At 70.3% G+C, this 25,256-nt stretch carries 20 protein-coding genes and 1 tRNA gene; 12 read left to right on the plus strand and 9 right to left on the minus strand.

The window, feature by feature from the left end; all coding sequences use genetic code 11:
- Positions 1 to 87: 87 nt before the first annotated feature.
- The 6 genes from AB0J53_RS14825 to AB0J53_RS14850 all read left to right on the plus strand — a co-directional run bounded on the left by AB0J53_RS14825 (position 88) and on the right by AB0J53_RS14850 (position 5,291).
- A complete protein-coding gene (locus AB0J53_RS14825) occupies positions 88 to 432 on the plus strand; it encodes a hotdog fold thioesterase (RefSeq protein ID WP_364172912.1) in 345 nt (114 codons plus the stop codon).
- A 523-nt stretch (positions 433 to 955) separates the two neighbouring features.
- Complete coding sequence (locus tag AB0J53_RS14830) at positions 956 to 2,110, plus strand: branched-chain amino acid ABC transporter permease (protein WP_364172172.1); 1,155 nt, start codon at positions 956 to 958, stop codon at positions 2,108 to 2,110.
- 11 nt (positions 2,111 to 2,121) lie between these two features.
- Positions 2,122 to 3,108, plus strand: a complete 987-nt coding sequence (locus AB0J53_RS14835; RefSeq protein ID WP_219502506.1) for a branched-chain amino acid ABC transporter permease — start codon at positions 2,122 to 2,124, stop codon at positions 3,106 to 3,108.
- Positions 3,098 to 4,033 (plus strand): ABC transporter ATP-binding protein, encoded by a 936-nt coding sequence (locus AB0J53_RS14840; RefSeq protein ID WP_364172174.1) that lies wholly within the window; start codon positions 3,098 to 3,100, stop codon positions 4,031 to 4,033. Before AB0J53_RS14835 ends, AB0J53_RS14840 begins: the two co-directional genes overlap by 11 nt.
- Positions 4,030 to 4,815, plus strand: a complete 786-nt coding sequence (locus AB0J53_RS14845; RefSeq protein WP_219502501.1) for an ABC transporter ATP-binding protein — start codon at positions 4,030 to 4,032, stop codon at positions 4,813 to 4,815. Before AB0J53_RS14840 ends, AB0J53_RS14845 begins: the two co-directional genes overlap by 4 nt.
- A gap of 80 nt (positions 4,816 to 4,895) precedes the next feature.
- Positions 4,896 to 5,291, plus strand: a complete 396-nt coding sequence (locus tag AB0J53_RS14850) for a hypothetical protein (RefSeq protein ID WP_219502499.1) — start codon at positions 4,896 to 4,898, stop codon at positions 5,289 to 5,291.
- 60 nt (positions 5,292 to 5,351) lie between these two features.
- Here AB0J53_RS14850 and AB0J53_RS14855 read toward each other — a convergent pair whose 3' ends face one another.
- Entirely contained in the window at positions 5,352 to 6,644 is a 1,293-nt protein-coding gene (locus AB0J53_RS14855; protein WP_219502497.1) for an ABC transporter substrate-binding protein, read from the minus strand.
- Positions 6,645 to 7,161: 517 nt separating this feature from the next.
- Here AB0J53_RS14855 and AB0J53_RS14860 point away from each other — a divergent pair.
- Positions 7,162 to 7,680, plus strand: coding sequence for a hypothetical protein (locus AB0J53_RS14860; RefSeq protein WP_364172177.1), 519 nt, complete (start codon positions 7,162 to 7,164; stop codon positions 7,678 to 7,680).
- On the opposite strand, the gene AB0J53_RS14865 is transcribed toward AB0J53_RS14860, so the two are convergent.
- The 3 genes from AB0J53_RS14865 to AB0J53_RS14875 form a co-directional block, all read right to left on the minus strand.
- Positions 7,677 to 8,978, minus strand: a complete 1,302-nt coding sequence (locus AB0J53_RS14865) for an ABC transporter substrate-binding protein (protein ID WP_219502494.1) — start codon at positions 8,976 to 8,978, stop codon at positions 7,677 to 7,679. The two genes, AB0J53_RS14860 and AB0J53_RS14865, sit on opposite strands and share 4 nt — an antisense overlap.
- A gap of 172 nt (positions 8,979 to 9,150) precedes the next feature.
- Complete coding sequence (locus AB0J53_RS14870) at positions 9,151 to 10,425, minus strand: ABC transporter substrate-binding protein (RefSeq protein WP_364172179.1); 1,275 nt, start codon at positions 10,423 to 10,425, stop codon at positions 9,151 to 9,153.
- A 146-nt stretch (positions 10,426 to 10,571) separates the two neighbouring features.
- On the minus strand, positions 10,572 to 11,159 hold the full coding sequence (locus tag AB0J53_RS14875) for a response regulator (RefSeq protein WP_308125675.1): 588 nt from the start codon (positions 11,157 to 11,159) through the stop codon (positions 10,572 to 10,574).
- A 105-nt stretch (positions 11,160 to 11,264) separates the two neighbouring features.
- Between AB0J53_RS14875 and AB0J53_RS14880 the strand changes: the two genes are divergently transcribed.
- From AB0J53_RS14880 to dapD, 4 genes are all read left to right on the plus strand, one after another.
- Positions 11,265 to 11,347 (plus strand) — tRNA-Leu (locus AB0J53_RS14880).
- Between the two features lie 41 nt (positions 11,348 to 11,388).
- The gene (locus tag AB0J53_RS14885) at positions 11,389 to 12,135 is read left to right on the plus strand and encodes a helix-turn-helix domain-containing protein (protein WP_364172181.1); all 747 of its coding nucleotides are present in this window, start codon (positions 11,389 to 11,391) and stop codon (positions 12,133 to 12,135) included.
- Positions 12,136 to 12,230: 95 nt separating this feature from the next.
- Positions 12,231 to 12,671, plus strand: coding sequence for a pyridoxamine 5'-phosphate oxidase family protein (locus AB0J53_RS14890; RefSeq protein WP_364172915.1), 441 nt, complete (start codon positions 12,231 to 12,233; stop codon positions 12,669 to 12,671).
- A gap of 61 nt (positions 12,672 to 12,732) precedes the next feature.
- Positions 12,733 to 13,695, plus strand: coding sequence for a 2,3,4,5-tetrahydropyridine-2,6-dicarboxylate N-succinyltransferase (gene dapD / locus AB0J53_RS14895; RefSeq protein WP_219502487.1), 963 nt, complete (start codon positions 12,733 to 12,735; stop codon positions 13,693 to 13,695).
- Positions 13,696 to 13,797: 102 nt separating this feature from the next.
- Here the strand turns inward: dapD and pyk are convergent, their stop codons facing one another.
- From pyk to gltB, 5 genes are all read right to left on the minus strand, one after another.
- Positions 13,798 to 15,228 (minus strand): pyruvate kinase, encoded by a 1,431-nt coding sequence (gene pyk / locus AB0J53_RS14900; protein WP_219502484.1) that lies wholly within the window; start codon positions 15,226 to 15,228, stop codon positions 13,798 to 13,800.
- Positions 15,229 to 15,263: 35 nt separating this feature from the next.
- Positions 15,264 to 15,614, minus strand: coding sequence for a DUF2784 domain-containing protein (locus AB0J53_RS14905; RefSeq protein ID WP_364172184.1), 351 nt, complete (start codon positions 15,612 to 15,614; stop codon positions 15,264 to 15,266).
- A complete protein-coding gene (locus tag AB0J53_RS14910; RefSeq protein ID WP_364172186.1) occupies positions 15,611 to 17,248 on the minus strand; it encodes a S8 family serine peptidase in 1,638 nt (545 codons plus the stop codon). Before AB0J53_RS14910 ends, AB0J53_RS14905 begins: the two co-directional genes overlap by 4 nt.
- Positions 17,249 to 17,362: 114 nt before the next feature.
- A complete protein-coding gene (locus AB0J53_RS14915) occupies positions 17,363 to 18,841 on the minus strand; it encodes a glutamate synthase subunit beta (RefSeq protein ID WP_364172188.1) in 1,479 nt (492 codons plus the stop codon).
- A gap of 13 nt (positions 18,842 to 18,854) precedes the next feature.
- Positions 18,855 to 23,360: a glutamate synthase large subunit gene (gene gltB / locus AB0J53_RS14920; RefSeq protein WP_219502472.1), complete on the minus strand. Its 4,506-nt coding sequence runs from the start codon at positions 23,358 to 23,360 to the stop codon at positions 18,855 to 18,857.
- A 299-nt stretch (positions 23,361 to 23,659) separates the two neighbouring features.
- On the opposite strand from gltB, the gene AB0J53_RS14925 reads away from it, so the two are divergent.
- Positions 23,660 to 25,195 carry a bis-aminopropyl spermidine synthase family protein gene (locus tag AB0J53_RS14925; protein WP_364172190.1) on the plus strand — a complete coding sequence of 512 codons (1,536 nt, stop codon included), beginning with the start codon at positions 23,660 to 23,662 and terminating at the stop codon, positions 25,193 to 25,195.
- Positions 25,196 to 25,256 lie beyond the last annotated feature (61 nt).

Raw genomic sequence — 25,256 nt, forward strand, 5'->3', positions numbered from 1 at the left:
CGAGCTCGAAAGACTGGAGGCGTCCCCTTGACGCAGATCGACCCGGCCTCCTTCACCGCCGTGCACGAGGGCACGCTGGCCGACCGGATGGGCATCGAGTTCCTGGAGGCGAGCGCCGAGCGCGTGGTGGCGCGGATGCCGGTGGCGGGCAACACGCAGCCGTACGGCCTGCTGCACGGCGGCGCCTCGGTGGTGCTGGCCGAGACGCTCGGCTCGACGGGGGCCGCCCTCTTCGCCGGCCCCGGCAGGATCGCGGTGGGGATCGAGATCAACGCCACCCACCACCGTCCGGCGACCTCCGGGCACGTGACGGGGGTGGCGACCCGGCTGCACGGCGGCCGCACGCTGGCCACGTACGACATCGAGATCTCCGACGAGCAGGGGCGGCGGGTGTGCACCTCCCGCCTCACCTGCATGCTGCGCGACGCCTGATCGCACCAGCCCCTTTGCGCACAGGGCCCGGGGATCGCTACGGTTGTCCCCAGCGGAGCCCGCGGGGAGGCCGAGTAGACAACGGGTGAGGCCGGGGAAGCCTCATACGGCACCAAAGGTCTCCCCCGGGCTCGTTTTTATGAATTCCGCTTGTATCGTTAGCGATTCGTTAGTCACCGCGCCAGGCGTGTCCGCTCATTTAGCCCCTGACCTGGCGCGTTGTTTGCTCACACAAGTGACACACGCATGTCACTAATTGGTGACGAACCATACTGAACCGGGCGTACCCGGAATAAGCTCCCGCCACAGCATCCCAGTCGTGCCTGCGATGCCCGCGTGTCGAGATGGAGGGGCACAACCCCGCCTTGACCTATCTGAGGGAGCACCATTGCGCAGAGCCGTGATCGCGTTCACGGCCTTCCTGGGTGGACTCATTCTCCTGCTCGCCGTTCCTGCCCATGCGGCGGATCCGGAACAGAGCCTGAGGGGAACACTCCAACACCAAGGCCAGCCAGTGAACGGCGTGAAGATCGTCGTGACCACCGAGAGCGGACAACCCGTTCAGGAGGTCACCAGTGACGCCAAGGGCACATGGGAGGTGCCGGTCGAGAAGCCCGGCAAGTTCAAGGTCACGCTGGATGTCAGCACCCTCCCCGCGGACCTGCAGATCGTCGGCGGCAAGAACGTCCGCACGCCGACCGTCTACGAGGGCAACCCGGCGAGCGTGCTGTTCGCCCTGCAGCCCAAGACCGCAGCGGGCGAGGAGCCCGCGGCGCCCGGCAGCGGGGGCAGCGCCTTCTGGGAACGGGCCGCGCAGCTCACCTTCGAGGGTCTCAACCTGGGGCTGATCATCGCCCTGGCGGCGCTCGGCCTGTCGCTCATCTACGGCACCACCGGCCTGACCAACTTCGCCCACGGTGAGCTGGTCACGCTCGGCGCACTGCTCGCCTACGCCTTCAACACCGGCATCGGCCTGCACCTCATCCCCGCCGCGATCATCGCGGTCATCCTCGCGGGCGGGCTCGGCTACGCGCAGGACAGGTTCTTCTGGGGCCAGCTGCGCCGCCGCGGCACCGGCATCATCGCCATGATGATCGTCTCGATCGGTGTGGCGATCTTCCTGCGCTACCTCTTCCTCATCCTGTTCGGCGGCCAGAGCGAGGCGTTCGCCCAGTACAACGCCCAGCCCGGCATCCAGGTCGGCCCGATCTCGGCGGCGCCGAAGAACTTCGTCGCCATGGGCATCGAGCTGATCGTCCTGGTCGTCGTCGGCATCGCCCTGCTGCGCACCCGCACCGGCAAGGCCGCCCGCGCCGTGGCCGACAACCCGGCGCTCGCCGCCTCCTCCGGCATCAACGTCGACCGGGTCATCCGCATCATCTGGACCATGGGCGGCGCCATCGCCGCGCTGGCCGGCATCATGCTCGGCCTGTCGCAGAACCTGAAGTTCACCATGGGCCAGGACATCCTGCTGCTCATCTTCGCCGGCGTCACTCTCGGCGGGCTCGGCACGGCGTTCGGCGCGCTGGTCGGCTCCATCATCGTCGGCCTGTTCATCCAGGTCTCCACGCTGTGGGTGCCGCCGGAGCTCAAGAGCGTCGGCGCGCTGGCCGTGCTCATCATCGTGCTCCTCTTCCGGCCGCAGGGCATCCTCGGCCGCCGCGAGCGGATCGGCTGACGGGGGGAACCATGGACTGGATCACGATCATCTCCACCACCGTCAAGGCCGCCATCGGCGTCGAGACGGTCTGGTACGCGCTCGCCGCGATCGGCATCAACATCCACTTCGGCTACACCGGCCTGCTCAACTTCGGGCAGTCGGCGTTCCTCGCGGTCGCCGGCTACGGCCTGGCGGTCACCGTCACCGTGCTCGGCCTGCCGTTCTGGATCGGCATCGGGGTCGGCCTGCTGTCGGCCGTCCTGCTGGCGCTCGTGCTGGGCATCCCCACGCTGCGGCTGCGCGCCGACTACCTGGCCATCGTCACCATCGCGGCGGCCGAGATCGTCCGATTGGTGTTCCGCTCGGTGGCGTTCAAGGACGTCTTCGGCGGCTCCGACGGCCGGCGCGGCTTCTCCGACGGCTTCTACGCGCTCAACCCCTTCCCCGAGGGGGAGTACGGGTTCGGCTGGCTGCTGTTCGGCGAGCGGACGCTGTGGGTGCTCGTCGTCGGCTGGATCCTCGTCGCCCTCTCCTGCGCCATCGTCTTCCTGCTCATGAAGAGCCCGTGGGGCCGCGTGCTCAAGGCGATCCGCGAGGACGAGGACGCCGTGCGCAGCCTCGGCAAGAACGTCTTCTCGTACAAGATGCAGTCGCTCATCCTGGGCGGCGTCATCGGCTGCCTCGGCGGCTTCATCTACGGCCTGGCCTACGCCTCGGTGCAGCCGGACATCTTCGGCACCGAGACCACCTTCTTCGCCTACACGATCGTCATCCTCGGCGGCGCGGCCCGGGTGTTCGGCCCGGTCGTCGGCTCGGCGATCTTCTGGGTGCTGCTGGTGCTGGTCAACGGCGTGCTCAGCGGTGCGGTCGAGTCGGGCGCGATCACCTTCCTGGACTCCACCCAGGTGGGCCCGTTCCGCTTCCTCCTCGTCGGGCTGGGACTCATCCTCTTGCTCGTCTTCCGGCCACAGGGCATCTTCGGTGACAAGAGGGAGATAGCAATCGATGCACGCTGAAACCACCACCGACCGCAAGGCCGCCGCCCTGGCCGCCTTCAAGGACCTCGCCCACGACCCCGGGGTGGCCAAGCCGGACCCGATCCTCGTCGTGGACAACGTGGTGCGCCGCTTCGGCGGCCTGACCGCCGTCGACGTCCGGCACGTCGAGGTGCAGCGCGGCTCCATCACCGCGCTGATCGGCCCCAACGGCGCCGGCAAGACCACGTTCTTCAACCAGCTGACCGGCTTCGACACCGCCGACTCCGGCCAGTGGACGTTCAACGGCCGCAACATGAACGGCGTGCCCGCCCACAAGGTGGCCCGCGCCGGCATGGTGCGCACGTTCCAGCTCACCAAGGCGCTGTCGAAGCTCACCGTGCTGGAGAACATGCGCCTGGGCGCGCAGAAGCAGCGCGGCGAGAACTTCTGGCGGGCGCTCGTGCCGGCGATCTGGCGCGGCCAGGAGGACGAGATCACCGAGCGGGCCGAGGAGCTGCTGGTCCGCTTCAAGCTCGACGCCAAGCGCGACGACTTCGCCGGGTCGCTGTCCGGCGGCCAGCGCAAGCTGCTGGAGATGGCCCGCGCGCTCATGGTCCAGCCGGAGCTGGTCATGCTCGACGAGCCGATGGCGGGCGTCAACCCGGCCCTCACCCAGTCGCTGCTCGGGCACGTCAAGGACCTGCGCGAGCAGGGCATGACCGTGCTGTTCGTCGAGCACGACATGGACATGGTCCGCGACATCAGCGACTGGGTCGTCGTCATGGCCCAGGGCGCCGTCATCGCCGAGGGCCCGCCCGACACGATCATGTCGGACGAGCGGGTCATCGACGCCTACCTGGGCGCCCACCACGACGCCCCGCTCGACGAGAGCGAGCTCGCCGAACAGCTCCACGAGGCCGAGCAGGCGCTCGAGGCCGAGTTCGAAGAGGAGACGAAGAAGTGAACGCCGTCCCCGAGTCCACGTCGGCGGTCACCGACCGCAGCGCGCACGTGGCCGGCGCCGAGAACGCCGTCCTGCGCTGCGACGAGCTGATCGCCGGCTACCTGCCGGGCGTCAACATCCTCAACGGCTCCGACCTCTACGTGGGCGACGGCGAGCTGATCGGCATCATCGGCCCCAACGGCGCCGGCAAGTCGACGCTGCTCAAGGCCATGTTCGGGCTGGTCAACATCCGCAGCGGCAGCGTCACGCTCAAGGGTGAGAACATCACGAACATGAAGGCGCACGAGCTGGTCGCGCGGGGCGTCGGGTACGTCCCGCAGACCAACAACGTCTTCCCCAGCCTCACCATCGAGGAGAACCTCGAGATGGGCGCCTTCCAGGTGCCCGGCAAGTTCAAGGAGCGCTTCGAGTTCGTCGCCGAGCTGTTCCCGGCGCTCAAGGAGCGGCGCAAGCAGCGGGCCGGCTCCCTGTCGGGCGGCGAGCGGCAGATGGTGGCGATGGCCAGGGCGCTCATGACCGAGCCGTCGGTGCTGCTGCTCGACGAGCCGTCGGCCGGTCTGTCGCCCAAGCTGCAGGACCTGGTGTTCATCCAGGCCCAGCAGATCAACAAGGCCGGCGTGACCGTGATCATGGTGGAGCAGAACGCCCGGCGCTGCCTGCAGATCTGCCACCGCGGCTACGTGCTCGACCAGGGCCGCAACGCCTACACCGGCACCGGCCGGCAGCTCGCCCGCGACCCCAAGGTCATCGAGCTCTACCTGGGCACGCTCGCCAAGGCGTGAGGCACGGACGATCAGGCACGGAAAGGGGCTCCTGCGGGGGCCCCTTCTCCGTTGGCGGCCGGCGGTCTTCAATGGGCGATGTGAAACGTCTCGCGGCCTCGGCGCTCCTCGTCCTCCTGACCGCCGCCTGCGGTCCCTCACCCTCCACCGGCACCTACAGCACCGGCGGCGACCCCGACGACGACCCGTGCGCGCGCGTGGTCTCCGCCATCGGCTACGCGGGCCTGCTGCTCGAACCCGCGGGCCACGAGGACGAGCAGGACTTCCAGGACGCCGTCATCGGCCGGCTGGCCGAGGTGCACGGGATCACCCGCCAGTTCGGCCCCCGCCTGCCGGACTCCCTCGGCACGGCGGTGCGTACGGTCGAGTCCACGACCGCGGACCTGTCGAAGTCGCGCACGCCGCGCGAGCGGCAGGTGGCGCTGCTCAAGCGCTATCGCGCGGCGGCCGGGCAGATCGAGGCGGGCTGCCGCTGAGCATGCCGAAGGGCCCGGTCTCAGGGGGGAAGACCGGGCCCTTCACACTTGGGGCGGGGATCAGCCCTCGATGTTGCCCGTGCGGTACTCCAGCGCCTTCACGGGGTACTTGTTGTCGTCGCCGTACTGGTAGATGCCGATGGTGGCGACGGCCGGGTCACCGGCGTCGTTGAACTCGACCGGACCGCTCACGCCGTCGTAGTCGAAGTCCTTGCCCGCCTTCAGCAGCTCCGAGCAGGTCTTGAAGTTGGTGCACTTCTCGCCGCCCTTGCTGACCTCGGCCAGCTTGGCCGCGATGTCGGCGCCCACGTCGCTCTTGGCGACCTCGGCGGCCAGCGCGATCAGGTTGGCGGCGTCGTAGGACTCGGGGGCGTAGGTGAAGTCCTCGAGCTTGGGGTCGACCGCCATCAGGCTCTGCCGGAACTCGTCGGGCGAGGCGGCGCCGGGGTAGGTGCCCTTGACGCCCTTGAGCGTGCCCTTGGGCATCTTGATGTAGTTGGTGTTCGACATGTTGCCGTCGACCATGTACCACTTGACCTTGTCGGCCGGCATGCCCTGCTTGATCAGCTCACCGATGACCTTGGCGGTCTCCTCGAAGCCGATCAGCACGACGGCCTGCGGGCTCTTGGCCTTGATCTTGGCCACGTCGGCGGAGAAGTCGGCCGCCTTCGGGTCGTAGTCGACCCGCTCGACGACCTGGCCGCCGCCGTCCTGGACCGTCTTGGCCACCTGGTCGGCCAGGCCGGTGCCGTAGGAGTCCTGCATCGCCATGATGGCGATGGAGGCGTTGCCGTCGGAGATGATCAGGTCACCCAGCACGCGGCCCTGGAGCTGGTCCGGCGGCGCGGTGCGGAAGTACAGGCCCTTGTCCTCGATCGTGGTGAACTTGTCGGAGGTGTTGGCCGGGGAGAAGTGGACCACACCGGCGCCCGTGATCTTGTCGATGACCGACTCCGACACCGACGAGGACGCGGCGCCGATGATGGCGTCGGCGTTCTGCGTCAGGAGCTTGTCGACCGACTGCGAGGCGATGTTCGTGGTGGTGTCGCCGGAGTCGGTGTGGATCTTGTTCACCGGCTTGCCCAGGACGCCACCGGCCTCGTTGATCTCCTTGACCGCCAGGTCGACGCCGGCGAACTCGGGCGGGCCGAGGAAGGCGAGCGATCCGGTCTGCGGCAGCAGCGTGCCCAGGGTCAGCGTGCCGTCGCCCTTCGCCGCGGGGGCCGCGGAGGATGGGGCGGCCGAGGGGGATTCAGGCGTGGCGGTGTTGCTGCCGCCACCGCAAGCTGTCAGGGCGAGGCTGGTGGCAGCCGCGACAGCCAGCACCCGTCCCACGGGAGCAATGCGGATCATGAAGTAATCTCCTTCATTTCCAGGCCGGGATCCGTCAGCACCGCCGAGCGTTCCCGATCGAATGACGGAAACGTACAAAATGCCTGGACATCGGGGCCAGATGCGCAGATGAACTGTCGGCACTTGGATGCGGAGTCGTAATCAGTCCTCAACTTACGACTGGGCCCGGGGTGTGCCTAATGTGAAGGACGTGAAGCGCATTTGGACCATCGGCATGCTGTGCGTCCTCGCCGCCGGGTGCAGCTCGCCTCCGCCCCCCGCGCCGTCCGCCGAGCCGCCCGCGGGCGTGTCGGTCACGCTGGGACAATGGCGTTCGGACGAGGCCGCGCACCGGTTACAGGTGGCCGTACGGAATACGAGCGACACCCCGGTGTATTTCGCGGATCTTCAACTCGTGACACCGTCATTGACCACGGTTCCCGTACAAAAGACTGATTCCACCATCAAACGGACGGCGAGGACTGATCTCCCCATTCCATATGGGAAGGCCGTCTGCCCCGCTCAGGGGCTGCCCGAGGTGCGGCCCGCCACCGTCGTGGCCCACGTGCGCACCGGCTCCGAGCAGAAGCTGCGCCGCGTCGTCTTCCCGGTGCCCCACCCCGACCCGGTGCTCGCCAGGCTCGTGCGCGACGAGTGCTCGGAGCACCTCATCAGGCAGGCCGCCGACCTCGCCCTCGGCCCCGAGTGGAAGCAGCACGGCGACGCCATGCGCACCACGCTCACGCTCACCCGCCGCGGCCCCGGCGCCGTCACCGTGCACTCCGTCGGCGGCACCACGCACTACCTCGTCACCGGCGGGGAGAGCCTGCGGGCCACGCTGGACGCCTCCGCGCAGCGGGCCGAGGTGCCGTTCGAGATCACCCCGGCCCGTTGCGACGCGCACGCGTTCGCCGAGGCCAAGAAGGCGTTCATGTTCCCCGCCCGCGCCAGCGTCGACGGGGGCGAGGAACGCGTCGTCATCCTCACGCCGCCCGAGCAGGTGCAGAAACGCCTCATCCGCTACGCGGCCGACGTCTGCGACCTGGGCGGCGGCTAGCCGGCGATGTTGCCGGTGCGGTACTCCAGCGCCTTGGCGGCGTACTTGTTGTCCTTGCCGTACTGGTAGACGCCGATCGTGGCGACCGCCGGGTCACCGGCGTCGTCGAACTCGATCGGGCCGCTGACGCCGTCGTAGTCGATGTCCTTGCCGGCCTTGAGCAGGTCGGCGCAGGTCTTGAAGTCCTTGCACTTCTCGCCGCCCTTGCTGACCTCGGCCAGCTTGCCCGCGATCGACTTGCCGCTGTCGTCCTTGGCCGCCTCGGCGGCCAGCGCGATCAGGATGGCCGCGTCGTACGACTCCGCCGCGTAGGTGAAGTCGTCCAGGTCGGGGTCGGTCTTCATGAGCTTCTCGCGGAAGGCCGTCGGCGCCTCGGCGCCCGGGATCGTGCCCTTCACGCCGTCCAGCGTGCCCTTGGGCATGTCCAGGTAGTTGGTGTTCGACATGTTGCCGTCGACCAGGTACCACTTGACCTTGTCCGTCGACAGGCCCTGCTTGACCAGCTCCTGGATGACCTTGGCGCCCTCCTCGAAGCCGATCAGCACGATCGCCTTCGGGCTCTTGGCCTTGACCTTGGCCACGTCGGCGGAGAAGTCGGCGGCCTTTGGGTCGTAGTCGACCCGCTCGACCACCTGCGCGCCGGCCGCCTCGGCCGTCGCCGTCACCTGGTCGGCCAGGCCGGAGCCGTAGGAGTCCTGCATCGCCATGATGCCGATGCTGTCGTTGCCGTCGGCCACGATCAGGTCGCCCAGCACGCGGCCCTGGAGCTTGTCCGGCGGGGCGGTGCGGAAGTAGAGGCCGTCGTCCTCGATGGTGGTGAACTTGTCGGAGGTGTTGGCCGGCGAGAACTGCACCAGACCGGCGCCGGTGATCTTGTCGACGACCGACTCCGACACCGACGAGGACGCGGCGCCGATGATCGCGTCGGCCTTCTGCGAGATCAGCTTGTCGACCGACTGCGCGGCGATGTTCGTCGTCGTGTCACCCGAGTCGGTGTGGATCTTGTTCACCGGCTTGCCGAGCACGCCGCCGGCCTCGTTGATCTCCTTGACCGCCTGGTCGACGCCGGCGAACTCGGGCGGGCCGAGGAAGGCCAGCGACCCCGTCTGCGGCAGCAGCGTGCCCAGGGTCAGCGTGCCGTCGCCCTTGGCCGCGGGCGCCGCGGACGAGGCCGCGTCGGATGCCGCGGCGGACGGGCTCTCCTGCGCGGTGGTGTCGCCGCCCCCACAGGCCGTCAGGGCCAGGCTCGCGGCGGCCGCGAGAGCCAGCATGCGTCCGGCCGGAGCAATGCGGATCATCAAGAAACTCCCCTTGTCCCAGCGGAGGAACTGTCCCGCCGCTGCGTTTTCCGACTTCAGCATGACGGCGAACGACGGAAAAGGGAGGTTGTTGTGCGAACTTTATGCTAATTCGTGATGTCCGAAACGCCCGCCCCGAGCACGGACGTTTCGGACATCAGGTCCGTGCCGATCAGCCGGCGATGTTTCCCTTGCGGTATTCGGTCGCCTTGCCCGCGTCGAACTTGTTGTCCGGCCCGTACTGATACACCCCGATGGTCGCCACCGACGGATCACCCTCGTCCGTGAAATCCACCGGACCGCTCACCCCGTCGTAATCGACGTCCTTGCCCGCCTTCAGCAGCGCCGCGCAGCTCGCGAAGTCCTGGCACTTCTCGCCGCCCCTGCTCACCTCGACCAGCTTCGCCGCCGCCGGCCGCCCCGCGTCGTCGCCCGCCGCCAGCGCCGCGAGCGCGATCAGGTTCGCCGCGTCGTACGACTCCGCCGCGTACGTGAACTCCGTCAGGTCCGGGTCCACCGCCAGCAGCCGCTTCTGGAACGCCTCCGGGGCCGACGCCCCCGGGATCGTGCCCTTGACCCCCTCCAGAGTCCCCCGGGGCGCCCGCAGGAAGTTCGTGTTCGACATGTTGCCGTCGACCATGTACCACTGGTGCCGGTCCGCCGTCAGCCCCTGCTTGACCAGCTCCTGCACCACCTTGGCCGTCTCCTGGAAGCCGATCAGCACGATCGCCTGCGGGCTCTTGGCCTTGATCTTCGCCACGTCCGCCGCGAAGTCCGCCGCCTTCGGGTCGTAGTCCACCCGCTCCACCACCTGGCCGCCCGCCTCCTCGGCCGTCCTGGTGAACTGGTCGGCCAGACCGGAGCCGTACGAGTCCTGCATCGCCAGGATGCCCACCGTCGCGTGCCCGTCCGACACCACCAGATCGGCCAGCACCCGCCCCTGCAGCTTGTCCGGCGGGGCCGTGCGGAAGTACAGGCCGTCGTCCTTGATCGTGGTGAACTTGTCGGACGTGTTCGCCGGCGAGAACTGGATGACCCCGGCACGGGTGATCTTGTCGACGATCGACTCCGACACCGACGACGACGCCGCCCCGATGATCGCGTCCACCTTCTGCCCCAGCAGCTTGTCCGCCGACTGCGCGGCGATGTTCGTCGTCGTGTCGCCCGAGTCGGTGTGGATCTTCTCCACCGGCCTGCCCAGCACGCCGCCGGCCTCGTTGATCTCCTTGACCGCCAGGTCGACCCCGGCGAACTCCGGCGGGCCCAGGTACGCCAGCGTGCCCGTCTGCGGCAGCACCGTGCCGATCGTCAGCGTCCCGTCACCCTGACGGCTCGGGGCCTGGGACTGCGCCCCGGCGCCCGGTCCGGGGGTCGTGCCGCCGCCGCAGGCCGCCAGCGCCAGGCACGCCGCGGTGACGGCGGCGGGCGCGCGAAGAATGCGGATCATCGCAAGCGTCTCCGTTCGTGATGAGGGGAGCTTCCGTCCGCCCATCAGAAGTGCCGGGACACCTCACGCGATAGCCGCCGAGGCCGGTTGGATGCCCATCCGTGACCGCATCACAACCCATGCCGCGAAATATCCTGATATGCGCCCTACTGCGAGCGCTCGGCCGCGTCGTCTATAACGATCTGGGCAACCTCACGCATGCTCAACCGGCGATCCATCGACGCCTTCTGGATCCACCGGAACGCCTGCGGCTCGGTCCACCCGTGCTGGGCCATCAGCTGCCCCTTGGCCCGCTCGACCAGCTTGCGCGTCTCCAGCCGCTCCGACAGGCTCGACACCTCGGCGGTCAGCGCCACCATCTCCTCGTGCCGGCTCACCGCCATCTCGATCGCCGGCACCAGGTCCGCCTTGGTGAACGGCTTGACCAGATAGGCCATCGCCCCCGCGTCCCTGGCCCGCTCGACCAGGTCACGCTGCGAGAACGCGGTGAGGATCAGGCAGGGCGCGATCCGCTCCGCCACGATCCGCTCGGCCGCCGAGATGCCGTCGAGCACCGGCATCTTGACGTCCAGGATCACCAGGTCCGGCCGCAGATCCGTGGCCAGCTGGATCGCCTGCTCCCCGTCACCGGCCTCCCCCACGACGACGTAGCCGTCCTCCTGGAGCATCTCCTTGAGATCGAGGCGGATCAGCGCCTCGTCTTCCGCGATCACCACTCGCCGCTGCGTACTCACGAGCAGAAGAGTACCGATGTCCGGTAGATTAGAGCGACGTCGGCACCCTCCGTTGGTCTCCATCAGAGGTGAGGCACGACAAGCTCCGGACAAGTCCGGAAATATGCCGGAATGGTGGAATGGCAGACACTGACGCCTCAAAAGCGTCTGCTCGAAAGGGCGTGCGGGTTCGAATCCCGCTTCCGGCACTCCCCCAGAAACTGTCGGTGACGTCACGCATACTCACCGCATGCACTCCCGCGAGACCGTGACCCTGGCTCTTCGGCTCTCGGCCCAGGGCCTGTCCGATCGGCACATAGCGGCGCGATGCGGCGTCTCCGTCAGCAGCCTGCGCCGGTGGCGGGCGAGCACGGACCGGGCCCTGGAGCAGCCACGCCGCTCCACCTGCCCACGCTGCCATGGCCAGCCCCTCGACCTGCCGTCCTATGCCCACCTCCTGGGCCTCTACCTGGGCGACGGCCACATCGTGCGCTGCCGCAGGGCCGTCTACCAGCTGGCCGTGCAGTGCGACGACGCCTGGCCCGGCCTGATCGAGGAGACCGCCCAGGTGATGGCGCGGGTCATGCCGCAGTCGGCGGTCAGCCGCCGCCGGCGCCGCGGCTGCACCGAGGTGAAGAGCTACTCCAAGCACTGGCCATGCCTGTTCCCCCAGCACGGGCCGGGGCTGAAGCACCAGCGTCCGATCACGCTCGAAGGCTGGCAGCAGGAGATCGTCGACGCGCATCCCGGGCTGTTCGTGCGGGGGCTGATGCACTCCGACGGCTACCGGGGCGTCAACCGGGTGCGCCACGGGGAGCGCTGCTATGCCTATCCGCGCTACCTGTTCAGGAACGAGTCGCGCGACATCCTGGCTCTCTGCGGCCGGGCGCTCGACGTGCTGGGGGTGGCGTGGCGTCACAACAAGCGCAACGAGCTGTCGGTGGCCCGGCGGGAGGCGGTCGCGCTGCTCGATCTGCATGTGGGGCCCAAGCACTGAGCCCGAGGTCAAGGATCGGTAAAGACTGCGGGGGCGACGTCGGTTATGGGACGTTTGACCGGGGACGGCGGGGAATACCAAGGTTGATCTTGAGTGTGACCGTGGAGGTGGGTCTGGTGGGGTTGAGCGTGCAGGAGCGGGAGAAGTTCCTGGCCGAGTCGCACATCGCGGGTGTGGCCGTCGACGCCGGGCCGGGGCGGGCTCCGCTGAACGTGCCGGTCTGGTACGACTACGAGCCGGGTGGGGCGGTGGAGTTCCTGACGGGGGCCGATTCGGTCAAGGCCCGGCTGATCGCGAAGGCGGGCCGGTTCACGTTGCTGGTGCAGCGGACGAGCCCCACCTATCGGTACGTGTCGGTGGAGGGGCCGGTCGTGGCGCAGGGGCCGACGACGCTGGCGCAGCTGACCCGGATCGCGGCCCGCTACCTGCCGGCGGAGGCCGTGGCGGGCTATGTGGAGGGCTCGGACCTGAACGCGCTGGTGACGTTCCGGATGCGCCCCGAGCACTGGCTGTCGGCGGATCTGGGCGCGCTCTGAGCGGTCGCGGCCCGGCGCGCTGGGGCGGGGCCGGGCCGCGGATAGCGGTATTTTGTGGCACGTGACTGCTATCGATCCCACCGTGACCGGCGCGTACGGCGTCGGGCTGGCCACCGTCGCCTCCGACGGCACCGTACTCGACACCTGGTTCCCCGCTCCCGAGCTGGGCGAGCCGCCCGTCACCGGCACCGAGCGGCTGCCCGCCGGTGAGGCGGGCGAGCTGGCCGCGCTCGTCGGCCCGGACGAGGCCCGCGGGGTCGAGGTGGTGGCGGTGCGCACCGGCATCGCCAAGCTGTCCGAGCCGCCCGCCGACGCGCATGACGCCTATCTGCGGCTGCACCTGCTGTCGCACCGGCTGGTGCGGCCGCACGGGCTGAGCCTGGAGGGGGTGTTCGGCAAGCTCGCCAACGTGGTGTGGACGAACTTCGGGCCGTGCGCCGTGGAGGGGTTCGAGCGGACGCGGCTGCGGCTGCGGGCGCGGGGCGTGGTGACGGTCTACGGGGTGGACAAGTTCCCGAGGATGGTCGACTACGTGGTGCCTTCGGGGGTGCGGATCGCCGACGCCGACCGGGTGCGGCTGGGCGCGCACCTGGCGAGCGGCACGACGGTGATGCACGAGGGGTTCGTGAACTTCAACGCGGGCACGCTGGGCACGGCCATGGTGGAGGGCCGGATCTCGGCCGGGGTGGTCGTGGGCGCGGACTCCGACGTGGGCGGCGGCGCGTCGATCATGGGCACGCTGTCGGGCGGCGGCAAGCAGGTGATCTCGGTCGGCGAGCGCTGCCTGGTGGGCGCCAACGCGGGCCTGGGCATCTCGCTGGGTGACGACTGCGTGGTGGAGGCCGGTCTTTACGTGACGGCGGGCACGCGGGTGACGCTGCCCGACGGGCGCGTGGTGAAGGCGATGGAGCTGTCGGGCTCCGACGGGGTGCTGCTGCGCCGCAACTCGCAGTCGGGCGCGGTGGAGGCGCTGCCGCGCAAGGGCGGCGGTGTGGAGCTGAACGCGGCCCTGCACGCGAACTAGCCCGGCGACCGGGCACGGGCGAGCACGGGCGAGCCGGGGCGAGACGGATGAAGGCGGAAAGGGCCGGTGGCTCTTTCCGCCTTCTCGTGCCGGCTCGGACGGTCAGTGGGTGTGGGACACCGCGGAGCCGATGGTGTGGACGCGCAGGGCGTTGGTGGAGCCGGGGGTGCCGGGAGGCGAGCCGGCGACGATGACGACCTTGTCGCCCTTCTCCAGCCGGCCGAGCGACAGCAGCGACGCCTCGACCTGGCGGACCATGTCGTCGGTGTGGTGCACGAACGGCACCTGGAAGGTCTCGACGCCCCAGGTGAGCGAGAGCTGGCCGCGCACGTGGGCGGCGGAGGTGAAGGCGAGCAGCGGGATCGGGGAGCGGTAGCGGGCCAGGCGGCGCGCGGTCTCGCCCGACATGGTGAAGGCGACCAGCGCCTTGGCGCCGACGATGGCGCCGACCTCGGCCGCGGCGCGGGCGATGGCCCCGCCGGTGGTCTCGGGCATGCGCTCCAGGGTGTGGGTGGCGTGCAGCGAGGACTTCTCGGCGGCGCAGGCGATGCGGTCCATGGTGGAGACCGCCTCGATCGGGTAGTTGCCCACGGAGGTCTCGCCGGAGAGCATGACGGCGTCGGCGCCGTCCATGACGGCGTAGGCGACGTCGGAGGCCTCGGCGCGGGTGGGGCGCGGCGCGTTCATCATCGAGTCGAGCATCTGGGTGGCGACGATGACCGGGCGGGCCTTCTCGCGGCACAGCTCGATGATGCGGCGCTGGACGATCGGGACCTGCTCCAGGGGCAGCTCGACGCCGAGGTCGCCGCGGGCGACCATGATGCCGTCGAAGGCCTCGACGATCTCGGGGAGGCGCTCGACGGCCTGCGGCTTCTCGATCTTGGCGAGCAGCGGGAGGCGGACGGCCTCCTGCTCCATGATGTTGCGCACCACGTCGGCGTCGGAGGGACGGCGGACGAACGACAGGGCGATCATGTCGAAGCCGGTGCGCAGCGCCCAGCGCAGGTCGGCCTCGTCCTTGTCGGTGAGCGCGGGGGCGCTGACGTTGATGCCGGGGAGGTTGAGGCCCTTGTTGTCGGAGATCATGCCGCCGATGACGACGCGGGTGATGACCCGCTCGCCGTCGACGCGGGTGGCCTCCAGGACGAGGCGGCCGTCGTCGACGAGGATGGTGTCGCCGGGGCGCACGTCGCCCGGCAGCCCCTTGTAGGTGGTCGACACCTGGTCGCGGTCGCCGGGCACGTCCTCGGCGGTGATGGTGAAGACGTCGCCGAAGCCGAGGCGGACCGGGCCCTCCTCGAACCTGCCGACGCGGATCTTGGGGCCTTGCAGGTCGGCGAGCAGGCCTACGCCGCGGCCGAGTTCGGCCGCCACCTCCCTGACCCGGTCGTAGACCTCTCTGTGCATGTCATGATTGCCATGGCTGAGGTTGAACCGTGCCACGTCCATGCCGGCGGCGATGAGCTCGCGCAGGCGTTCGGGAGAGGATGTGGCGGGGCCTAGGGTGCAGACGATTTTCGCGCGACGAGTCACGAGTCCTACCTTAATTGGTACAGACCACTTGGCAGTCACTGACGACGGAGAACGTACCCGACATAGGAGAACAGGACGGCAACGGCGACCAGCAGGCGTGCCAAGTTCGTGTATTCCTCCGGATAGATGACGCCCTCGATGTAGTGGTCGATGAAGCCGCTCGCGGGCAGCCCGGCGAGCCCGGCGTTGCGCCGCCCCCAGTCCTCGACCAGGGTGAGCGGGCATTCGACGCCGGTGACGACCGACAGCAGCCCCCAGCCGGCGACGGCGAGGTGCATCCAGATGGTACGCCTCCAGCGCCAGGCCAGGAACCCGCCCACCACCATGTAGGCGAGGAAGGCGAAGTGCGTCACCATCGCCAGTTCCGCGACGAGGCGGTAGATCATGGCTCGAAGGTCGCCGCCTCCCACGCGTTGACGATGCCCCTGCCGAAGAAGCCGTTGTGCGCGGTGTCGCCCTCGCACACGTGGGTGGTGCTCTCGCCGTACACCTTGTAGACGTACGCGCGCGGCGTCGGGCAGGGCTTGTCCGTGGCGGTCTCGTACAGGTAGCGCTCGACGGTGCCGGGCGCCAGTGTGAGGCCGCCGGGGCCGGGCTTGCCGAAGCGGCTGATGAGGATGGCGGCGACGCCGGTGGCGTGCGGCGCGGCCATGGAGGTGCCGTCGAGATACTGGTAGTAGGAGCAGGGGCGCCGGGTGCAGTCGCGGACGACGTCGGTGCCGCGGGGCTTGCCGTTCCTGTCGATGCGGCCCTTGGCGCGCAGCATCGCCTCGGGCGCGGCGGCGAGGATGGAGCGGGTGGGCGAGGCGTCCTTGCCGTCGAGCGTGTCGCCGCCGGGGGCGGCCACGTCGGCCTGCTCGACGCCGTAGTCGCTGTAGATGGCCTTGCGGCCCGACGGGCCGACGGCGGCGACCGAGATGACGCCTTCGGACTCGGCGGGCACGTTGAGACAGGAGTTGTCGACCTCGCGGACGCGTTCGCCGCCGCGCGGGTAGCCGGGGCTGACCTTGTCGGTCTTGGGCTGGCCGAGGTCGGTGGAGCCGTTGCCGAGCGCGGAGATCAGCGTGACGCCCTTGCCGCGGGCGTAGTCGAGGGCGCGCTGCATGCCGGTGATGATGGCGCGCTGTTCGAGGCGTTCCTTCTCGCTGTCGGAGGGGTTGTCGCGGCAGTTGAACAGCCACGGGTCGACGTAGTAGCTCATGTTGACGACGTCGACGCCGATGTCGCCGGCGTAGGTGAGGGCGTCGAGGCTGGGCTTGAGGAAGAAGAAGCCGGAGTCCTGGCCGGCGCGGATGTTGACGAGCTGCACGCGCGGGGCGACGCCGATGACGCCGATGCCGTTGGCCGGGGAGGCGATGGTGCTGGCGACGTGGGTGCCGTGGCCGTCGTCGTCGCGGTCGACGGGGTCCTTGCAGCCGTCGGCCTCGCAGGGGCCGTCGAGCGTCTCGCCGTTCTCGTCCTCGGGCTTGTCGGTGACGAAGTTGCGGCTGAGCTCGCGGTTGAAGTTGGCGGCGACGTCGGGGTGGCTGCCGTCGATGCCGGTGTCGATGACGCCGACGAGGACCTTGTCGCTGCCGGGGGCCTTGGCGCGGGCGCGGTCGGCGCCGATCATCATCATGTCCCACTGGCGGGGGGAGAGCGGGTCGCCGGCGCTCTCGCCGTCGCCGGTGAAGGCGGAGGCGTCGGGGAAGGCCTTCTTGGCAGGGCCTCTCACGGTGGCGGCCGACGGGGCGTGGCCGATGCGGCGGTCGGCGGAGACGCCGACGACGGCCGGGTCCGCGCCGACGCTCTCGGCGAACCGCGTCCCGGAGGCGCGGGCGAGCACGTACCCGAGCTTGGGTTCGGTGAGGACGGCGGTGCCTCCGGCGGCGCCGATGCGGTCGAGCGCGCCGGCCTGCCCGCCCTCGGCGTAGAAGACGAGGTAGTCGGTGGCGGGTCCCGCGGCGGCGCCCGTGGGTGAGCAGCCGGCCAGCGCCGTCACCGTGGCCAGGGCCGCGAAGCCGGAGGCGATTCTTCGCATATTTCCTCCATCCCCCGCACTCCCCCAGAAACTGCATCTTCCCGACACTGACCGGGTGATGCAACTCGACGCCGAACGCCCGCCCCCGATGGGGACGGGCGTTCGCGGAACGAGCTACACCAGCGGGCGGGCCGTCGGCAGGATCGGGTACGGCAGCGCCGTCTCACCGGTGAGGTAGCGGTCGACGCCGCTGGCGGCGGCGCGCCCCTCGGCGATCGCCCACACGATCAGCGACTGCCCGCGCCCCATGTCACCGGCCACGAACACGCCGTCGACCTTGGACATGTACGTCCTGTCCCGCGCGACGTTGCCACGGGCGTCGTAGAAGCCGTCGCCGGCCAGCTCGGCCAGGTCCTGCAGCAGCGCGCCCTTCTCCGGGCCGAGGAAGCCCATCGACAGCGTGACCAGCTCGGCGGGGATCTCCCGCTCGGTGCCCGGGATCGGCTTGAAGCCGTTCTGCGGGCCCTCGACCTCGACCAGGCGCAGCCCGCGCACGTTGCCGTCGGCGTCGCCGGTGAACTCGGTGGTGGAGACCGCGTACACGCGCTCACCACCGGAGTCGGCCAGCTCCTCGTGCGCGCTCTCCACCTTGAACAGCAGGGGGAACGTCGGCCACGGCTGGCTGCCGGGCCGCGAGGCCGGCGGCCTCGGCATGATCTCCAGCTGGGTGACGGAGGCCGCGCCCTGCCGGATCGCCGTGCCGATGCAGTCGGCGCCGGTGTCGCCGCCGCCGATCACCACGACGTGCTTGCCCTCGGCCGAGACGGGCGAGACCGCGTAGTCGCCCTCCTGGACCTTGTTGGACAGCGGCAGGTACTCCATCGCCTGGTAGACGCCCTTGAGGTCGCGCCCGGCCACCGGCAGGTCACGCCAGGCCGTGGCGCCGCCCGACAGCACCACCGCGTCGTACTGCTCGCGCAGCTCCGCGGCCGTGATGTCGACGCCCACGTCCACGCCGGTGCGGAACTCGGTGCCCTCGGCCCGCATCTGGGCCAGGCGCCGGTCGATGTGCCGCTTCTCCATCTTGAACTCGGGGATGCCGTAGCGCAGCAGCCCGCCGATGCGGTCGGCCCGCTCGTACACCACCACGTCGTGGCCGGCGCGGGTGAGCTGCTGGGCGGCGGCCAGCCCGGCCGGACCGGAGCCGACGACCGCGACCCTCTTGCCGGTGCGCGTCGACGGGGGCTGCGGAACGACCCAGCCCTCGTCGAACGCCCGGTCGATGATCTCGACCTCGACCCGCTTGATCGTCACCGGGTCGGAGTTGACGCCGAGCACGCACGCCGCCTCGCACGGAGCCGGGCAGAGCCTGCCGGTGAACTCCGGGAAGTTGTTCGTGGCGTGCAGCCGCTCGATCGCCTCCCGCCAGTCGGTGCGGTGGACGAGGTCGTTCCACTCCGGGATGAGGTTGCCCAGCGGGCAGCCGTTGTGGCAGAACGGGATGCCGCAGTCCATGCAGCGCGACGCCTGCTTGGTCAGCTTCTCCTGCGGGAAGTCCTGGTAGACCTCCTGCCAGTCGCCGATGCGGACGTCCACGGGGCGGCGCGCCGGCAGCTCGCGGTCGTGCGTGAGGAAACCCTTGGGGTCGGCCATGCGGTACGCCTCCTTAACCCTGGACCGCGGCCGCCATGACGGCCTCGTCGATGTCCCTGCCTTCGATGCGGGCGGCCTCGGCGGCCTGCATGACCCGCTTGTAGTCGGTCGGCATGATCTTGCCGAACCTGCCGAGCGCGGCGTCCCAGTCGGCCAGCAGCTGCTTGGCCACCGGGGAGCCGGTCTCGGCGAAGTGCTGCTCCACCGTCTCCTTGAGGAAGTCGGCGTCCTCGGCGGTGAGCGCCTCGACGGCCACCATCTCCCGGTTGACGCGCTCCGGCCGCAGGTCGAGCAGGTAGGCGACGCCGCCCGACATGCCCGCCGCGAAGTTGCGCCCGGTGGGGCCGAGGACGACCGCCCGGCCGCCCGTCATGTACTCGCAGCCGTGGTCGCCGACGCCCTCGACGACCGCGGTCGCGCCCGAGTTGCGGACGCAGAACCGCTCGCCGACGACGCCTCGGATGAACACCTCGCCGGACGTGGCCCCGTACAGGGCGACGTTGCCGGCGATGATGTGGCCGTCCAGCGGGGCCGACTCGTGCGGCCGGAGCGTGATCCGCCCGCCCGACAGGCCCTTGCCGAGATAGTCGTTGGCGTCTCCGGTCAGCCGCAGCGTGATGCCGCGCGGCACGAACGCGCCGAACGAGTTGCCCGCCGACCCGGTGAAGGAGATGTCGATCGTGTTGTCGGGCAGCCCGGCGCCGCCGTAGCGCTTGGTGACCTGGTAGCCGAGCATGGTGCCGACGGTCCGGTTCACGTTGCGGATCGGCAGCTCCAGCGTGACCGGGGTGCCGTCGTTGAGCGCGCCCTCGGCGAGCTGGATGAGCGTGTTGTCCAGCGCGTGCCGCAGGCCGTGGTCCTGCTCGACCGTGCGCCGCAGCGGGGTGCCCTCGGGCAGCTCCGGGCGGTGCAGGATCGGCGACAGGTCCAGGCCGCCGGCCTTCCAGTGGTGCTCGGCCGCGCTCACGTCGAGCATCTCGACGTGCCCGATGGCCTCGTCCAGCGAGCGGAAGCCCAGCTCGGCCAGGTACTCGCGGATCTCCTCGGCGATGAACTCGAAGAAGTTGACCACGAACTCCGGCTTGCCGGCGAAGCGCTTGCGCAGCTCCGGGTTCTGCGTGGCGACGCCGACCGGGCAGGTGTCGAGGTGGCACACGCGCATCATCACGCAGCCGGACACGACCAGCGGCGCGGTGGCGAACCCGTACTCCTCGGCCCCCAGCAGCGCGGCGATGACCACGTCGCGGCCGGTCTTGAGCTGGCCGTCGACCTGCACGACGATGCGGTCGCGCAGGTTGTTCAGCAGCAGCGTCTGCTGCGTCTCGGCCAGGCCGAGCTCCCACGGCGCGCCGGCGTGCTTGAGGCTCGTCAGCGGGGAGGCGCCGGTGCCGCCGTCGTGGCCGGAGATGAGCACCACGTCGGCGTGCGCCTTGGACACGCCCGCCGCGACCGTGCCGACCCCGACCTCGGCCACGAGCTTGACGTGCACGCGGGCGGCCGGGTTGGAGTTCTTCAGGTCGTGGATGAGCTGGGCGAGGTCCTCGATCGAGTAGATGTCGTGGTGCGGCGGCGGCGAGATGAGGCCGACGCCGGGCGTGGAGTGGCGGGTCTTGGCGATCCACGGGTAGACCTTGTGGCCGGGGAGCTGGCCGCCCTCGCCGGGCTTGGCGCCCTGCGCCATCTTGATCTGCAGGTCGGCCGCGTTGACCAGGTACTCGCTGGTGACGCCGAACCTGCCGGAGGCCACCTGCTTGATCGCCGACCGGCGCGTGGCGTCGTACAGGCGCCCGGGGTCCTCGCCGCCCTCGCCGGTGTTGGACTTGCCGCCCAGCCGGTTCATCGCGATCGCGAGCGTCTCGTGCGCCTCGACCGAGATCGAGCCGTACGACATCGCGCCCGTGGAGAACCGCTTGACGATCTCCGAGACCGGCTCGACCTCGTCGATCGGGATCGGGTTGCCCTTGCGCAGCTTGAACAGGCCGCGCAGCGTCATCAGCCGCTCGGCCTGGGAGTCCACCATCTCGGTGTACTCCTTGAAGATCTCGTAGCGCCGGGTGCGGGTGGCGTGCTGCAGCTTGAAGACGGTCTCGGGGTTGAACAGGTGCGGCTCGCCCTCGCGCCGCCACTGGTACTCGCCGCCGACCTGCAGCCTGCGGTGCGCGTTGGCGGCCCTCGGGTACGCGTGCCGGTGCCGCTCGGCCGTCTCGCGGGCCAGCACGTCGAAGCCGACGCCGCCCAGGCGCGAGGTGGTGCCGGTGAAGCAGGAGTCGATGACCTGCCGGCTGAGCCCGAGCGCCTCGAAGATCTGCGCGCCGGTGTAGGAGGCCACGGTGGACACGCCCATCTTGGACATGACCTTGATGACGCCCTTGCCGTACGCCTTGATCAGGTTGCGCACGGCCTTGCGCTTGTCGAGCTCCAGCACCCCGGTCTCGACCAGGTCCTCGACGGTCTCGATCGCGAGATACGGGTTGACCGCGCCGGCGCCGTAGCCGATGAGCAGCGCCATGTGGTGGCACTCGCGGGCCTCGCCGGTCTCGATGACCAGGCCGATCTTGGTACGGGTCTTCTCCTGGATCAGGTGGTGGTGCACGGCCCCGGTCAGCAGCAGCGACGGGATCGGCGCCAGGCTGTCGGAGGAGCCCCGGTCGGACAGCACGATGATCCGGGCGCCGTCGGCGATGGCCTGCGACACCTCGGCCTTGATCTCCTCCAGCCGCGACAGCAGCGCCTGGCCGCCGCCCGCCACCTGGTAGAGGCCGGAGACCACATGCGGGTGGAACCCGGGCAGGTCGTGCTCGTCGTTGATGTGGATGATCTTGGCGAGCTCGTCGTTGTCGATCACCGGGTAGGGCAGCACGAGCTGCCTGCAGGAGGCCGGGCCCGGGTCGAGCAGGTTGCCCTCGGGGCCGAGCACGCTGGCCAGGCTGGTGACCAGCTCCTCCCGGATGGCGTCCAGCGGCGGGTTCGTGACCTGCGCGAACAGCTGCGTGAAGTAGTCGAACAGCAGCCTGGGCTTCTCGCTCAGCACCGCCACGGGCGTGTCGGTGCCCATCGAGCCGATCGGCTCGGCGCCGGTGCGGGCCATCGGCGACAGGATGATCCGCAGCTCCTCCTCGGTGTAACCGAAGGTCTGCTGCCTCCTGACCAGCGCCTCATGGGTGGGGATCTCCCGCTGCCGCGCGGGCAGCTCCTCGAAGCGGACCAGCCCGGCGTGCAGCCAGTCGGCGTACGGCAGCGCGGCGGCGAGCTCGGCCTTGATCTCGTCGTCCTCGATGATCTTGCCGCGGGCGGTGTCGATGAGGAACATGCGGCCGGGCTGCAGGCGGCCCTTGCGGACCACGTCCTCCGGCGCGAAGTCCAGCACGCCCGCCTCGGAGGCGAGCACGACCAGGCCGTCGGCGGTCACCCAGAACCGGCCGGGACGCAGGCCGTTGCGGTCGAGCACGGCGCCGGCCAGCGTGCCGTCGGTGAACGTGATCGACGCCGGGCCGTCCCACGCCTCCATCATCGAGGAGTGGAACTCGTAGAAGGCCCGGCGCGCCGGGTCCATCTCGGTGTGGTTCTCCCACGCCTCCGGGATCATCATGAGCACCGCGTGCGGCAGGCTGCGCCCGCCGATGTGCAGTAGCTCCAGCACCTCGTCGAAGGAGGCGGTGTCGCTGGCGTCCGGGTCGCAGATCGGGAAGAGCCGCTGCAGGTCGCCGGGGATGAGCCCCGACTCCAGCATGGCCTCGCGGGCCCGCATCCAGTTGCGGTTGCCCCGTACCGTGTTGATCTCGCCGTTGTGCGCGATGTAGCGGTAGGGGTGGGCCAGCGGCCAGCTCGGGAACGTGTTGGTCGAGAAGCGCGAGTGCACCAGCGCGATCGCGGTGGCGTATCGCTCGTCCGACAGGTCGGGGAAGAACGGCTCGACCTGGTCGGGCGTGAGCATCCCCTTGTAGACCACCGTACGGGCCGACAGCGAGGGGAAGTAGACGTCGACCTCGTGCTCGGCCCGCTTGCGCAGGCAGAACGCCAGCCGGTCCAGGTCGATCCCGGCCTCGCCGCCGGGCGCGGCCACGAACAGCTGGCCGAAGTGCGGCATGACCGCCCTGGCGCTCGGGCCGGGCAGGTCGCGATCGACCGGCACGTCGCGCCAGCCGAGCACGGTCAGGCCCTCCTCGGCGGCGATCTCCTCGATCATGCCGGTGGCGATCCGGCGCGCCTCGGGGTCGATCGGCAGGAAGGCCACGCCCGTGGCGTAGCGGCCCGCCTCCGGCAGCGCGAACGGCACCACCGCGCGGTAGAGCTCATCGGGGATCTGCGTCAGGATGCCGGCTCCGTCGCCGGTGTCCGGCTCGCTACCCTTGGCCCCCCGGTGATCGAGATTGCACAGCGCCGTCAGCGCCTTGACCACGATCCCGTGCTCCCGGCGGCCGTGCACGTCGGCCACCATGGCGACGCCGCAGGCATCGTGCTCGTTGGCGGGGTGGTAGAGGCCCTGGGGCTCGGGGAACCCGAGGTGGGCAGCAGGCATTGAATCCCTCCCGTCGTCTTCGTCTGTCTTGGACTGCTCCACAGGCGGGGACGACGTTGGCCCTGCTGCATATCGTGGATAGAGGTTACCGCACGCTGCCCGAATGGTGCCCACCGCATCCACAGTGCGAACATTCATGACATCCCGGCATGCGAGCGGAGATGTTCCAAACCCCGGAACAGCGGGGGCTTCCCGCTCCCCCGCATTCCGGACACGGCCCCGCCGGATTAGTGCTGCCGGGTCAGTGCCGCTGGGTTGGCGTCGCCGGACACGGGGAAGCCCTCGATAGGGTTGCCCGCATGGAACGCGACGGGGTGGAACGGCTGCTGGCCGAGGCGGGCGTCGACGGCAGGCGGCTCAGGCACGCGCTGGCGTCGCTCTGCGACGGCCGGTGGTGGACCCTCGCCACGCTGGTCAGGCACACCGCGACCTCACGGCGGACCATCGAGTCGCTGCTCGGCGTCCTGGACCTGGAGCGCTCCGGCGACCGCTTCCGCGTGGCCGAGACGCACCGGCCCGCCTTCCAGGACCTGCTGGCCGTCGCGCCGCCGCCCGAGGACCCGGTCGGCCACCTGGTGCCGCACTACGAGGCCGTGCTGGACCGGCTGCGCGAGCTGGTCGCCGGCGCGCCGCGCGCCCGCCACACGCTCGACCACGTCGCCGCCACGCCCGACACGATCCTGCGCCGGGCCCTGCTGCTCGGGGCCCGCTTCTGGCTGCCGGGCGCCCGCCTGCTCTGCGTCGGCGACCACGACCTGACCTCGCTCGCCGTCAAGCTCGTGCACCCCGAGACGGACGTCACGGTCGCCGACGTCGACGACCGCATCCTGGCCTACATCGACGAGCAGGACCTCGGCGTCTGCACCCGCTGGGCCGACCTGCGCCTCACCCTGCCCGCCTCCGCCCGCGACCACGACCTGGCCATCACCGACCCGCCCTACACGCCGGAGGGCATCGGCCTGTTCGTCGCCCGCGCCGTCGAGGGCGTCAAGGACGACGGGCGCGTCCTGCTCGCGTACGGGGCCAGCGAGCGGACCCCGGCGCTGGCCCTCAAGGTGCAGAACGCGCTGTCGGCGCTCAACCTCGCCTACGAGGCCATCTATCCCGACTTCAACCGCTATTTCGGCGCGGAAGCCATCGGGTCCGCCGCCGACCTGTACATCCTGCGGCCCACCACCCGCACCCGGCCCGCCGCCGCGGCCCGCCTCGACCGCGCCGCCACCGCCATCTACACCCAGGGCCCCCAGTCCGTCGAGTCCGCCCCCGCCGCCGACGCCCCCGCCCAGCCCGAGGGCCCCGCCGACCTCCTCGTCGGCGACTGGCCGGCCTCCCTGCCCCACACCCGGGTCAAGCTCTCCACCTGGCTCGCCAAGCCGTACGCCGCCACCGTCGAGCGCGTCGCGATCGCCGTCCCGGCCGGGCTGGAGGCGGCGCTCCCCCGCCTCCTCCTCGCCACCCGCGCCGCCCACGTCGAGGTCCACCTCACCGCCCCGCCCGCCGTCCCCGCCGCCCTCGCGCCGGTCTACGACTTCACCACCTCCGGCACCGTCCTGCACGCCACCCGCCGCCCCCTCCCCGCCGACCCCGAGGGGCTGCTCCTGCGGCGCATCCTGGACAACGGGCACGCCAAGCTGGCCAACTCCTGGCGCGAGGGCCTCATCGCCGCCGCCCGCGCCCAGGACGGCGCCCTCACCAAGAACGAGGCCCGCACCCTCATCCGCCAGACCGCCCCGTGGTCCGACGCCCTCTCCCCCGTCGAGGCCCCCCTCCACCGCCTCACCACCCTCCCCACCCACATCGCCACCACCCTCACCCTCCTCCACACCCCCCTCTGACGGACCCGCCACAAGCAGCAGCGAACCGCCGAGGGACGCCGACCCCACCTCGTCGAGCCAC

The organism is Nonomuraea sp. NPDC049725, assembly GCF_040674795.1.
Classification (GTDB): domain Bacteria; phylum Actinomycetota; class Actinomycetes; order Streptosporangiales; family Streptosporangiaceae; genus Nonomuraea; species Nonomuraea ceibae.